Origin of the sequence: Microcystis sp. LE19-41.2A (assembly GCF_027530405.1) — a bacterium.
Taxonomy (GTDB): domain Bacteria; phylum Cyanobacteriota; class Cyanobacteriia; order Cyanobacteriales; family Microcystaceae; genus Microcystis; species Microcystis aeruginosa.
The window spans coordinates 1-13,474 of the sequence record NZ_JAPZQJ010000507.1 but is presented as its reverse complement, the minus strand read 5'-3'; the positions used below and the strand labels follow the sequence as shown (position 1 = coordinate 13,474).

General features: G+C 43.1%; 11 protein-coding genes. 5 read left to right on the top strand and 6 right to left on the bottom strand.

Going from position 1 to position 13,474, the window contains the following annotated elements; genetic code table 11:
* Positions 1-407: 407 nt before the first annotated feature.
* Positions 408-1,700 (bottom strand): D-alanyl-D-alanine carboxypeptidase, encoded by a 1,293-nt coding sequence (locus tag O9290_RS21220; RefSeq protein WP_288057520.1) that lies wholly within the window; start codon positions 1,698-1,700, stop codon positions 408-410.
* Between the two features lie 149 nt (positions 1,701-1,849).
* Between O9290_RS21220 and plsX the strand changes: the two genes are divergently transcribed.
* From plsX to fabD, 3 genes are all read left to right on the top strand, one after another.
* A complete protein-coding gene (gene plsX, locus O9290_RS21215; protein WP_288057519.1) occupies positions 1,850-2,905 on the top strand; it encodes a phosphate acyltransferase PlsX in 1,056 nt (351 codons plus the stop codon).
* A 252-nt stretch (positions 2,906-3,157) separates the two neighbouring features.
* A complete protein-coding gene (locus O9290_RS21210) occupies positions 3,158-4,159 on the top strand; it encodes a beta-ketoacyl-ACP synthase 3 (protein ID WP_288057517.1) in 1,002 nt (333 codons plus the stop codon).
* Between the two features lie 124 nt (positions 4,160-4,283).
* Entirely contained in the window at positions 4,284-5,207 is a 924-nt protein-coding gene (gene fabD, locus O9290_RS21205; RefSeq protein WP_287731381.1) for an ACP S-malonyltransferase, read from the top strand.
* Positions 5,208-5,563: 356 nt separating this feature from the next.
* Here the strand turns inward: fabD and O9290_RS21200 are convergent, their stop codons facing one another.
* From O9290_RS21200 to O9290_RS21185, 4 genes are all read right to left on the bottom strand, one after another.
* Positions 5,564-6,565 carry a pentapeptide repeat-containing protein gene (locus O9290_RS21200; protein ID WP_002759232.1) on the bottom strand — a complete coding sequence of 334 codons (1,002 nt, stop codon included), beginning with the start codon at positions 6,563-6,565 and terminating at the stop codon, positions 5,564-5,566.
* Between the two features lie 198 nt (positions 6,566-6,763).
* A complete protein-coding gene (locus O9290_RS21195; protein WP_255520608.1) occupies positions 6,764-6,898 on the bottom strand; it encodes a hypothetical protein in 135 nt (44 codons plus the stop codon).
* Between the two features lie 216 nt (positions 6,899-7,114).
* Complete coding sequence (locus O9290_RS21190) at positions 7,115-8,626, bottom strand: glycosyltransferase family 39 protein (protein WP_002759230.1); 1,512 nt, start codon at positions 8,624-8,626, stop codon at positions 7,115-7,117.
* A 24-nt stretch (positions 8,627-8,650) separates the two neighbouring features.
* Positions 8,651-10,888 (bottom strand): sensor histidine kinase, encoded by a 2,238-nt coding sequence (locus O9290_RS21185; RefSeq protein ID WP_288055293.1) that lies wholly within the window; start codon positions 10,886-10,888, stop codon positions 8,651-8,653.
* Positions 10,889-11,009: 121 nt separating this feature from the next.
* On the opposite strand from O9290_RS21185, the gene O9290_RS21180 reads away from it, so the two are divergent.
* Complete coding sequence (locus O9290_RS21180) at positions 11,010-11,642, top strand: response regulator (RefSeq protein WP_190722132.1); 633 nt, start codon at positions 11,010-11,012, stop codon at positions 11,640-11,642.
* Positions 11,643-11,661: 19 nt separating this feature from the next.
* Here the strand turns inward: O9290_RS21180 and O9290_RS21175 are convergent, their stop codons facing one another.
* Positions 11,662-12,339 (bottom strand): alpha/beta fold hydrolase, encoded by a 678-nt coding sequence (locus O9290_RS21175; RefSeq protein WP_002759226.1) that lies wholly within the window; start codon positions 12,337-12,339, stop codon positions 11,662-11,664.
* A 191-nt stretch (positions 12,340-12,530) separates the two neighbouring features.
* Between O9290_RS21175 and O9290_RS21170 the strand changes: the two genes are divergently transcribed.
* Positions 12,531-13,262: a Uma2 family endonuclease gene (locus O9290_RS21170; RefSeq protein WP_002759224.1), complete on the top strand. Its 732-nt coding sequence runs from the start codon at positions 12,531-12,533 to the stop codon at positions 13,260-13,262.
* Positions 13,263-13,474 lie beyond the last annotated feature (212 nt).

Here is a 13,474-nt window from a genome sequence, read left to right as displayed (position 1 = left end):
TCAGGTGGTCAACTACCTAATTTTCAGGGAAAAAGTCCAGGAATTTTCCCCCCGATCCCCGCAATGGCTGGCACTTTTTGAGGGGAAAAAAGTCCAAAAGTCTTATCCAACAAGGTTTTTAGATTTATTCAGCAGACCCTAATTATTTTAAGAGTCACTGATAATTGCTGATTGTCGGTATTTCTGCAAATGTGAGATGCACCCCGTTTAACCACACATCACATCCTTTGCTCAATTTCGGGAAAAACTGGCAAAATTTTGTCACTATGATTTGTTTACCGATTGGCAGCAAAGACAAGGAGAAAATGGCAGAAAAGTAGTCAGCTTATCGACAAAAGTGAATATAAGACCTTGCTAAAGTTCCTCACCACCAAACTAAATTTGATTGTCAAGTTGATATCAACCCCTTAGAAACCCTGACTTACCCGACTGGGATCACCTAGAAAGGCTCTTTCAGAAATCGATCCTTTAGTGGCTTCCGGGAGAATTTGCCAGTGTTGATCTAAAGCTTGTAACACCCGATCCTGCTGATTTCTGAATCCCTCGATATTGCTACTACCAGCATTCATAATTACAAACCAAACTTTACCCCTTTCTTGGGTGGGAATTTCTCCGGCTAAGGCGCTAACTTGGGCTAAAGTTCCAGTTTTAATCATCACTCCTTTCGGAATAGCCCGCCACTGCATAGTTCCTTTGGTATCGCGTCCTCCCACCGGAAATAAATCAGCGACTTTGATCGGTTGATTGGCTAATTTGCGATCCAATGCTTGAAGAATCTCAATAACTGCCCGGGGAGACAAGCGATTTTCTACCCCCAATCCCGAACCATTAATTAATTGAATTTCCTCCGCTCCTACCCCGGTAATTTTAGTATTAATTGCGTCCACTGCCGCCGGACCACCGAGCAGCTCCGCTAACATTTCTGACATGACGTTGTTACTATAAATATTCATCTGACGCAACAGTTCCGTTAAAGTTAAGGACTGATGACGCAATAATAATCGGGCATTTTCGGGGCGAATTTGACTGGCTCGAACCATGCCCAAAATCTTCACCTGTGGGGCTTGTGTGCCGCTAGGAAGGCTCTGAAAAGCTTTTTGGGTTTCTTTTGACCATTTCGATTGATCAAGCCCAATTTTCAGCGATTCTCCCGCTTTGAGGGGATCGGTTTGAAAATTCATGGCGAATTTACCCGTAACGATCAGATCGCCTTTGACCTGACGGATGCCTAATTGATCGAGGCCATTGCCCACTGCGATCGCTTCTTCCCAGACAAACAGAGGATCCCCTTGCCCTTCAATAATTAAATCTCCCTCTAACACCCCGTTTTTTACCTCTCCCGTGCTGTAAAAACGAGTAGCAAAACGATGATCGAGAGGCCAGGTTTCCACGGCGGCGAGAGTAGTGGCGATTTTAGTTAAAGAGGCCCCCGAAGCAGGCAGATTACCCTGATGATCAGCTAAATCAGCCCATTCCGTCTCAATTAAGACCCGTTGTTGACTAGAGTTTAAACCTTTTTTAGTCAAGTCTTGCAGATAATCGGCCACGATCGCCGCCACCCGGGGATCGGGAGCGGTGGGAAGGTGGAAAATAGGTTGATTTTGCCAAGAAATTAGGGGAATATTGGCGATCGGTTGGGATTGCCCCCCCAGCCAACCGAAGAGAAAGCCGAAAACTGCTAAATTAAAAACTGAGAACATCTTTTCCTTAATCGCAATGATGCCTTATTGTATAGAAATGATTGGTAATTTTTAACAATTGCTCGATCAGAAAACACTAATCCTCGATCGGCCAGCTTTTGTCAAGAGCTGCCGCTCAACTTATTAAAGATTTCTATCCCACTGACTCAATGGCAGAAACGGCATTAAATCGGGCAAGAATCGCGGTAGATGCGATGGGAGGTGACTACGCTCCCAACGAGATTATCGCGGGATCGATGCGAGCTTCCGAAGAATTAGATGTAGAAGTATTATTAGTCGGCGATTCTGAACGGATTGAGGCTTATTTCCAGCATCATCCCCGTCCCAAGAATCTCACGATCGTCCACGCAGAGGAAGTGGTGGCCATGGACGAAGAGCCGATCACCGCTATCCGTCGCAAACCGGCGGCCTCGATTAATGTGGCCATGGATTTAGTCAAACAAAATCGCGCCGACGCGGTGGTGGCCGCCGGTCACTCCGGGGCAGCCATGGCGGCGGCGTTACTGCGTTTAGGTCGTTTAAAAGGAATTGATCGCCCAGCGATCGGTGCGGTGCTGCCGACGATGTTGGCGGGTAAATCGGTGATTATCCTCGATGTCGGGGCGAATGTGGACTGTAAACCCAAATATTTAGAGCAGTTTGCCCTAATGGGGACAATTTACAGTAAATACGTTATGGGGGTTGAAGAACCGAAAGTCGGTTTGCTCAATATCGGCGAAGAACCCAGCAAAGGTAACGATCTCGCCCTAAAAACCTACGAATTATTGGAAAATAACCAGCAAATTCCCTTTATCGGCAATGCTGAGGGCCGGGATGTGCTATCGGGACAATTCGATGTGATCGTCTGCGATGGTTTTGTCGGTAATGTCCTGTTAAAATTTGCCGAAGCGGTGGGAGGAGTTATCCTACAAATTCTCAAAGAGGAATTACCTAGGGGGATACAGGGTAAAGTCGGGACGGCTTTAATTAAACCCAATCTTAAACAGATTAAACAACGCATGGATCACGCAGAACACGGTGGCGCGCTGTTATTTGGAGTCGATGGGGTCTGTGTGATCAGTCACGGCAGTTCCCAAGCGCCTTCGATTTTTAACGCCATCCGACAGGCGAAAAATGCCGTCGATAATCGCGTTTCTGAGCGCATTCAAGCCTACAATGACCACCATCATCAACTAAAAAAGTTGTCGGTGAACGGTGAAGATTAAGCCGTCAGCCATCTTGAAGCCGTCGGTCGTCGGGAGTCAGGAGAAAGGAGACAGGAGATAGGGGTTTAGGGGTTTAGGGGTTTAGGGGTTTAGGGGTTTAGGGAAATTTCAGCCAAATGCTCCACTTCCCCACTTCCCCACTTCCCCACTTGCCACTTGCCACTTGCCACTTGCCACTTGCCACTTGCCACTGATAACTGATAACTGATAACTGATCACTGATAACCGATCACTGAAAGGGGGGGGAATATTTTGAACGGATTCGGGGCAGCAGTCGTCATTACTGGTTGTGGATCGGCCACACCAGGGCAATTTCTTAGTAATGAAGAACTCAGCCAAATTGTCGAGACTTCCGATGAGTGGATTAAAAGTCGTACAGGCATCGGTAAACGCCATTTAGCGGATCGATCGGTGTCTTTGAGCCAATTAGCGGCCCAAGCGGCGATTAAGGCCCTGGAAATGGCTCAGGTGTCGCCTAGGGACATCGATCTGATTCTTTTGGCTACTTCTACCCCCGATGATCTGTTCGGTAGCGCTGCCCAAGTGCAAAGTCAGATCGGGGCCAATCGGGCGATCGCTTTTGATCTCACCGCCGCCTGTTCGGGTTTTCTGGTGGCATTAGTCACCGCCACCCAGTTTATCCGTACTGATACTTACCGCAATGTCTTGGTTATCGGGGCCGATGTTCTCTCCCGTTGGGTGGATTGGAACGATCGCGCTACCTGTGTCCTCTTTGGTGATGGGGCAGGGGCGGTTCTTTGTCAAGCAAATGATACAAAAGATAACATTCTCGGTTTTGAACTCCATAGCGACGGCAGCCAGAATAGTTCTCTCAATCTCGCATATCAGGGGGAGGAATTGCCCCTTAAAGAGGGGGTAAGGGTTCAAAAAGGGGCCTATAAGCCTCTAACGATGAACGGACGGGAAGTCTATCGTTTTGCTGTGGCGAAAGTGCCAGAGGTCATCGAAAAAGCTCTCTATCGGGCTAATTTAACCACCAGTGACATCGATTGGCTAGTTTTGCACCAAGCTAATCAAAGAATTATGGACGCGGTGAGCGAGCGCCTGAAACTGCCTCCGGAAAAAGTGATCAGCAATCTCAGCGAGTATGGCAACACTTCCGCAGCCTCGATTCCTCTAGCCCTCGATGAAGCTGTCAGGAGTGGTAAGGTCAAAAAAGGTGATATTATTGCTTCTTCTGGCTTTGGTGCCGGTTTAACTTGGGGTGGGATTATCTTCCGTTGGGGAGATTAATTCAGTAAACAGTAAACAGTGATCAGTAACCAGTAAACTAAAAACTCACATCTGATAACTGATAACTGATAACTGATAACTGATAACTGACCCAAACACATCTATCTATCTATTTTAAGAACTTATGAAAACAGCGTGGATATTCCCGGGACAAGGATCGCAAGCGTTAGGAATGATTGGAGATTTAGCGGAAAGTGCGCTTGGCCAAGAGAGATTAAAAATAGCAGCAAAAATCCTCGGTTGGTCAGTCCTGGAAAAATGTCAAGGGGATGAAGAAACCCTATCTCGTACTCTTTATACCCAACCTTGTTTATTTGTGGTGGAGAGTATTTTAGCGGATTTGTTGCAAGAAAAAGGTCATTTTCCCGATCTAGTTGCCGGTCATAGTCTTGGTGAATATTCGGCTTTGTATGCGGCCAGGGTGTTTAATTTTGAGACAGGATTAAATCTAGTTCAAAACCGTTCCCGTTTGATGGATGCGGCCGAAGGTGGTAAAATGGCCGCCTTAATGAAATTTGATCGCACCAGTCTAGAGACAGTGATTAATCAGACGGAAAATGTAGTTATTGCTAATGATAATAGTGCCGAACAAGTGGTGATTTCTGGGACTCCTGAAGCGGTGGATTTGGTATTAGGTCAAGTGAAAGTTAAGCGGGTTATGCCGTTAAAAGTATCCGGTGCTTTTCACTCTCCCTTGATGGAAAATGCTGCTATTCAGTTTCAGCAGATTTTAGAATTAGTTAATTTTCGGTCTGCAAAAGTTCCCGTTATTTCTAATGTTAATCCTAGCCAACCGATCAACGATGCGGAGGAATTAAAAAGTTATCTCATTCAGCAGATGACTAGCTCCGTAAGATGGCGAGAAATTATGTTAAAATTGCCAGATGTGGGTGTGGAAAAAGCGATCGAAGTGGGACCGGGTAAAGTTTTAACTGGTTTAATTAAACGAACTGCTCCAATTGAGTTAGAAAATATTAGTCAATTAGCCGATATATCCAAGGGTAGCGAAGATGTTAAATTGCAGGGTTCATTAATTGGTGTTGGTTAAATTATCTGGCAACATTTTCGACAAAGGAAGTAAATTGATAGATACCTAGCCAAAAATTTGGTTAGGTATTTTTTTAGAAAACTATCATAGGGTTTGCGGCAAAAACTTTTTCAGCAGACCCTAGTTATTCTCCCATCTCCCCCCCCGCAACGCGCACGAAGTGGTCTCCCCACTCCCCACGGTTATAGAAACCTCGGCAGAAAAGTCTCTACAACCAGGTTTTTCTAGGAATATAGCGTTTCCCAATCTCATGAGGTACACCAAAATCTTAACTCCTGACTCCTGACTCCTGACTCCTGACTCCTGACTCCTCAAAACCTAAGACTCTGTACCTCACAACTATGGAAATTGCTATATTAGGAAAGGAGATTACCGCGACTACCGTTAGGAAGAATAGTTTCTTCGAGGGAAGCAGAAAGAAGATTATTTTCGGTTAAAATCGCCCCAATTAAGTTAGCTTGTTTGAGATTAGCTCGTTTAAGATTGCTTCCCACTAAATAACTCAAGAGTAATCCCGCTTGGTGTAGATTAGCACCGGAAAGGTTAGCGGAGGCTAAATTAGCGCCGAGCAGATTACAACCGGTTAAGTTAGCTTGGCGAAAATTGGCTTTATTAGCGTCAGTTTTGCTTAAATCGGCTCCAGTTAAGTTAGCTCCCTCAAAATCGCTACAATTGAGGTTAGCTCCCGTCAGATTAGCACCTTCGAGGTTAGCATAACGTAAATCCGCCCCCCGTAAATCCGCCCCGCGCAAATCGGCATAGCTGAGGTCGGCGTATTGAAGATGGCAGTTTTCCAGATTAGCTTGATAGAGATAGGCTCGAATTAGGTTAGCCTCTTTTAAGTTAGCATGGCTAAGATTAGCAGAGCTAAGAATAGCACGAGTGAGAATAGCCCGTTTTAGGTTAGCTTTCCCCGCCATGGCATGGGTTAAAGTGGCTGAGGTGAGATTAGCCGCTTCGAGATTCGCTTTCAACAGTTGAGCAAAAAGTAAGCTACTGTGAATTAAACAGGCAGAACTTAAATCAGCCTTTTTGAGAATGGTATTACTCAAAATTGCGCCGCTTAGTTGACTTTGGCGCAAATTTGCCCCGGAAAGGTCGGCTTTAGTCAGGTTAGCATCGATAAGACAAGCTTTGCTTAAATTAACTTCTTCGAGGGAAGCGTCCTTGAAATTAGCGTTAATTAAACAAGCTTCGGCTAAATTGGCTCGTTTTAAGTAACTATGACTTAGGTTAATCTGGTTTAAACACTGTCTCTTTAAATTGACTCCGCTAAGTCTGACTTCCGCAAAGTTGCGTTCACCTCGATTATACAGTTCGATTAGATGTTCACGATTGGTTAAGGCATTGCTACTCATAAAATAACTAAATTGTTCTGGAAGGTGATTTCCAGAGAATTGGTTGGGGAAAATTACTGATCATGAAGTCGATCTCTAGGATTAGTACAGGGAGCGACTGGGAATTTTTGCGAATAAATAGAAATTTTCAACCAATTACGGGCTTAAAATCCCTATTGGCAATCACTAAAACCGGTAAAGAACGAAAAGAATCGGGGTTCAATACCAAAAACAGTCTCTACCTAAACCCGCCACTTGTTGCCAGCCAGGTCTAGGCATTAAATTAGAGAAGTCTTGTGCGTCAGTTTTTCTGACTGAATCTACTGCCTCGCCGATGTCTTGACTCGGTATCATACAGTTGAATTTGTTAGGTCTGCTTAGTCAGTCCAGTAGCCAAGAGGCTAAAACTCTTCATCACCAGATTTCGGGGACTCTCCAGTTGAGCAAGCATAAAACTCTGTAAAAGTCAATCCCTCTTAGGGGTGAACTGCCCAATTCTATTCCCTGAAGCCTTGGTTTATTCAGTCTATCAGGTTGTGGTCTGTTTTGGCAAGAGGGGTCAATGGTTTTTTAATCAATTCGCCAAAAGGCTGGATTTTTCGTAGGAGATAATTGTACAGACTGGTTATCTAAATATTGTCTGAGACTGGGGGAAGGATTGAGGAGATAAATATCGGTAAATTGATTTTTTAAGGAGGGGATGGAAACTCTAGGGTTCGACTGAACAAATAAATACTTTGTCTTAGCATCAGTAGTATGGATAAGGGGCAAGGTATCTAACCAATGTTCTGAAATAATTAGAGGTTTTTGACTGCGATTAATCCTTCTATAAGCGTTGGGAATATTACTACCATAGCCCACATATCTAGTTGCCGGCGGTGGATAGGGAATTTTGCCAATTAATCCGAAAACTAGCAATAATATTAAGAGAATTTTTGCCCAGCCTTGGCGCTGCTGTAATCCCTTGCTTAGTAAAAAGGTAACTGCCAGCAGCATACCGAGAAAACTTGGTAAGTAAAATCTGCCCACAGCCGTGTAGCGAAATCCTCCGATTAGATCCCAAGCTAAAAGAGAGAAAAAGGGGATAATTGTCAGGAGAATAATCAGGGTAAAAACTTTTTTATCGGCTTTTTTGCCCAGATAAATAAAGGAGATGATGACGAGGATAATTAGGCAGTATTCAATAATAGGGGTGATGGTGGAATTGGTTAAACTAAAATTATAAAATAAACGAGCGATCATTCTTACCCATCTTTGCCAAAGGATCTCTAGGGGTAAACTGCCTTTTGACCATCCAAAGACAGTAAATCGACTGGTAAAAATCCGGGTTAACCAAATTGAATAAATACCTAGGGAAGCAAGTAAGCTGATGCTATAGTATTTTTTGGTTAAAGAGTTAAAAGAATTCAGCTGCAACAGAAAATATAGGCTATGAACTACTAGAACAAAGATAAAGAAAACATGGGTATATAAACCAGCGATTAGGGATAAACTATAGAAAAACCAATCTTTTTTCGGTTGCGAGGAATCAATAGCTTTGAGAAATAACCAGCTAGAAAGTATCGAAAATAAAACATATAGTCCGTATTCCCAAATTCCCAGAGCATAACCAGTAAAACGCGGGGAAAAGAAGATAAGTGTAGCGGCAATTAAAGCGGCGTTTTTATTTTTAAATAAAGTCAAAGCTAAATGGTAAAAACTCCATAAAATACCAAACCAAATAATTACTGAAAATCCCCTTAAGACTAGATAAGAATTGCCCAATAATCTTGCAAAAAACCAGAGGAAACTGTAATAGAGAGGTAGATCGTAATTCGAGCTAGTATAAAGAGAGGCTAAGGTATCAGGAAAACCTTTCACGGAATTAACCCCTTGAAATTGCCAGAGTTGTTCTGTAGATTTAATTTGTCCATCGAACAGATAGTTAATTAACTGTTCGGGTGTGTAACCAGAAAGATGGAGTAAGACCAAAGATTCATCGTGCCAAACATAACTATAGTAGGCGAGATGGACAAAATAGAAAATATTGAAAATAATCAATAAACCTAAAGCAAATCTAATCCCAGATTGACGGGTAAGCATAATTATCTTGATCCTGTTAAAAAATCACTGATTACTGTTGACTAACTCCGGTTTAATTAATCTAGAATTTTGATAGGCAATGGGTAAAGTAAACCAAAATTGTGAGCCAACCTGTGGGGTACTTTTTACCCCAATTCTCCCAGAGTGAGCCTCGATTATTTGCCGACATTGGTAGGAACCTAAACCGATTCCCGTTAGGTGTTGATTATGAAGATTTCTTACATATAAATGGAAAAGATGTTGACATTGTTCCTCATCCATGCCAATGCCATTATCGCTTAAAGTGCAGTAGATCATGTCTTGGTCAATACGAGCATCTAAAGCTAATTGAATTGGTGGAGGATTATGTTTTAAGGCATTATTTAATAATTGTTCAAAAACACTTCTTAGCTGACAAGGATCAGCATCAATAGCGGGTAAGTCATCGGGGAGAAGATTAATAAAAGTAGCTTGATATAAATCAAAATCTTTTTGCCAATCTTTGAGCCAAATTTCCACCTGTTCTTTTAAAGATAGAGGTTGACGATGCAAGATTAAAGGCCGTTCTTCAGCAAAATGATTTTCTGATAAAGCATTAATTAAAGTTAATTGTCGATCGCAACTACGCACCACCTGATCGAGCATTGCTCGCGAGATAGTTACTTTTTCTGTTTGCCGACACTGGAAAATTTTTAATAACATAACTAATCCCATAATCGAAGTGCGAAGATCGTGGGATACTGCCTGTAAAAAAACCGTTTTCATTTCGTATAAATGCTGAATTTCCCGGACTTTTTCCCGCAGTTCCAAGGTTCTTGTTTCCACTTCCCGTTCTAAATTATTATTCAAGCTTTGCACCCTCTGATATAGTTGCGCTTGGCCGATAGCAATACAAACTTGGGTGGCTAACTGTTCTAGTAATTTGACCTCGCTTTTTTGCCAATGACGAGGATGGGAATACTGATGGACCACCAAAGCGCCTAAATGTTGATGATTAACCGTTAGGGGTAAAACTAAAGAGGATTTAACTTGCAGATATTCGTAATAACCCTTGAGAGTGGGTAGAGTTTGCACCTGAGCGGTATTATCGGCAATAATTAACTTATCTAAAGAAAATAATTGTCCCAATTCTTCCAGTAATTCTGGTTCGGGAAACCAACCCATCAGCGAGGGAATCTCGGGACGACGGGACTCAGCGATTACCTTAGACCAACCCCCCTCTTGACAGTGACCGATATAGACTTGATCGGCATCAAGAAAACGTCTGATTTCCTCAACAATGGTATTTAAAACCTGATCTATATCTAAAGATTGATGGACTTTTAGAGCAACTTGTGTTACTAAATGTTCTCTTTCTAAAGTTTCATTTAAAGCTCGATCGATCTGTTGTCTTTCGCTAATCGCCGCCGATAAAAACAGAGAAGTTGACATGACAATGACTAAAAAGATTTGTAAGATCAAGACACCTCTGGTATAATCGGGAGCCTGTAGGATAAAAGGACTGATTCCCCTGGCCAATCCCATCAAAGCTAAAATAGATACTAAAAAATTCGCTATTACCGCTCCCCAAGTCTGAAAACGCATGGCGGCCCAAACCACAAAAGGAAAAGGCAGATATTCGAGGTACTGCACCATACTCCAATCGGGGTTAAGAAAATTTGGTTGATCACCAAAAACCACAGAAGTCACCACCGTTAGCAAACTCAGACAAAGTAAGGCCTCGCCAAAGCGTTGGGGTTGTCGTGGTTCCCGCAGGGAGTGATGATTGAAGCAAAAACGCAACAGCAGCGGCGTGGTCATTAATATTCCTGTACTATCTCCGAGCCAGATCATGCCCCAAGACTGTCCAAATTGTCGCCAATCCCAAGTATTTAGCCAACTACGGGCAAAAGTATCGATAGTGGCATTAACTGCCGAGGCTAATAAAGCCGCTAAAAATACCAGTAAAAGAATATCGCGAATGCGCTGTAAAGTGGCGGAAAATCTCAGATAATGCAAGAATTGCGCCCCTAACAGAGCCGATAAACTGCTACCGAGCGCCGAAAATAGAGCTATGGGCCAACTGGCCTCTAAAAAGAAGGTAAGAAGCAAATCCCCGATAAAAACGCCTAAAACTAGCCTTTTTCCCCCTAAAAAAACAGCAGTTAAGCCAATACCAGCACTCATCCAAATTGGGGCAGGTCGCGACCCTAAATTTAAGCAGAGATAGCCTAGCCAACCAACACCCAGATAAACTAGGGCAACAAGCACAATTTTAGACCGATCTGATGAAATCCGTAGCATTTTCAGTTATCACTGGTCACTGGTCACTGTTAATCTATTTCCAGATTGCCTAAACTAGGAGTAGTTCTGCCTCATGCAGATGGGTGAAAACCGTACATTTTCCCGTTAGGAATCAAAGATCATGCGGATTTTAATTGTTGAAGACGATCCTTTAATGCAGTTAGGTTTAGAACAAGCGCTCAGTGAACAGCCGGATTTTGAGATTGTTGGTCAAGCTAGTGATGGTCTAGCGGGGGTACAATTAGCCCTATCCCTACGGCCGGATTTAGTGGTCATGGACATCGGTTTACCCCGTCTCGATGGCATTGCGGCAACTAAACAGATTAAGGAGGGTTTAGCTAATGTTCATGTGGTTATGCTCACTTCCCACACTCTGCAACAGGAAGTGATCGCAGCTCTGGCCAGTGGTGCTGATGCCTATTGTATCAAGGGAGCGAGTCTCGATCGCCTTTTGGCCGCTATTGAAGCGGCCAAGGACGGAGCCACCTATTTAGACCCTCAAATTGCCCGTTTAGTCATGGATAATCTCAAAGCACCGGCAGTGCAACCTAATCCCAATCTAGCACTTTTATCAGAGCGAGAAATGGAGGTTTTAAAGTTAATTGTTGAGGGCAAAAGTAACGCTGAAATCGCCGAACAACTTTATTTAAGTACCAATACTATTAAAACCCATGTGCGGGGAATTATGAATAAATTAGCCGTGGATGACCGAGTACAAGCGGCCGTAATTGCCCTACGTTCCGGTATTGTTTAAGGGGAAAATGGCGATTTACTTATCCCCTATTCGAGGCTTCTCTAATCACCTCTAAAACCTCTGAAGCATGGGAAATAGTCGGGACGTGACCGGATGCCAAAACCACTGTCTTTGCTCCCATTCTCTCGGCCAAATTAAACTGTAATTCTGGGGGTACGGCTTGATCTTGACTAGAGACAATATACCAGTTCGGCTTATTTCTCCAGGCGGTTGTAGTGGTTTTTGCTGTTAGTAAAGAGGCGGCTGCTGGGGTTTGGGTGGCATAAATTAAAGCGGCTTTTTCGGCGGGCAAATCATTGGCGAGAATCTTCTCTATTCCCTCTTGAGAAATCCAGATAAACCCCTCTTGTTCTTGAAAATACTGTGATGGGGTTTCGTATTCACTAAACAAATCTACCATCGACTCCCCCGCATCGGGAGCCAGCGCTGCAATGTAAACTAAACCGGACACTTTTTCATCGTTGCCGGCTTCTGTGATTACCGTACCCCCCCAAGAATGACCGACTAGAATACATTGTCCTTCGATACGGTTTAAAATTCTTTTCGTAGCAGCTACGTCATCCGCTAGAGAAGTGAGAGGATTTTGCACTGCGATCGCTGCGTATCCTTCGGCTAATAACTGGGCAGTTATCTGATTATAACTAGAACCATCGGCCCAAAAACCGTGAACCAAAACAATATTGTTAATTCTGTTCATAAGACCTCTTACAAAACTCGAAAAGTGCTGGTTTTTAACATTTTTTAACTCTCAGAGAGCTATTAATATTCTTACATTGTAGCCATTAAGCCCATTTTAACTTTTTAACTCAATTGCCGGTGCTATAACCATCCAAAAAGTATATTCAATCATTTATAATAAGTTATCGACCTATCTCTGTTGGATAAACCATGACTATCGCTCAAAGCTTACCCCTAGTCGAGTCTCATGTAAACCCTGAGATAATCTTCCCACAAGGCCAATTTTGGAGTGATGAACCACCCTTGGAAAGTAACCTACATCTACAACAAATTATTTTACTAATTCAGTGTTTAGAATGGTGGTGGCGCAAGCGAGAAGATTATTTTGCCGCCGGCAATTTAACTATCTATTACAGTCCCAACCAGAAAAAGTCAGAATTCTTCCGTGGTCCCGATTTTTTCGTCGTTTTGGGGACAAACTCCAACCCCAACCGCAGAAGTTGGGTAGTTTGGCGAGAAGAGGGCAAATATCCCAATTTAATTATCGAAATTCTCTCCGATAGTACCGCCAAAGTTGACCGAGAGGAGAAAAAACAAATTTATCAAGATATATTTCGCACTCCCGATTATTTTTGGTTTGACCCAGAAAGCCTAGAATTTCAAGGATTTACCCTAATTAGCGGTCAATATCAACCGATTGCCCCCAATCCCCAGGGATGGCTCTGGAGTCAACAATTAGGCTTATATTTGGGTTTATCCGCCAATAAATTGCGCTATTTTACCCCCGAAGGTGAATTAGTACCCACTCCCGCAGAAGCGGCACAACAGGCAGAAAATCGGGTTTTAGAGGCAGAAAGCCAAGTCCAGCAAGAAAAGCAAAAAGCTGCGAAATTAGCGGCTAAACTGCGGGAATTAGGCATAGATACCGAGGAAAATCTCTAGTCTTCTTTTGTTATTTAATAACGCTATTTTCGGTGAAAGGTGAGGGCATTTGATGTCATTTAGAGGCTGAATAGGGTTTGCTGAATAATGGTAAAACCCTTTTAAAATAAGGCTTTTGACCTGTTAAAATCCGATGTTCATGCTGCGAAAATCCGATTGGGACTCTCAAAAACCTTGCATTATCCCTCTCGTAGTACATAAATTGGTACAAA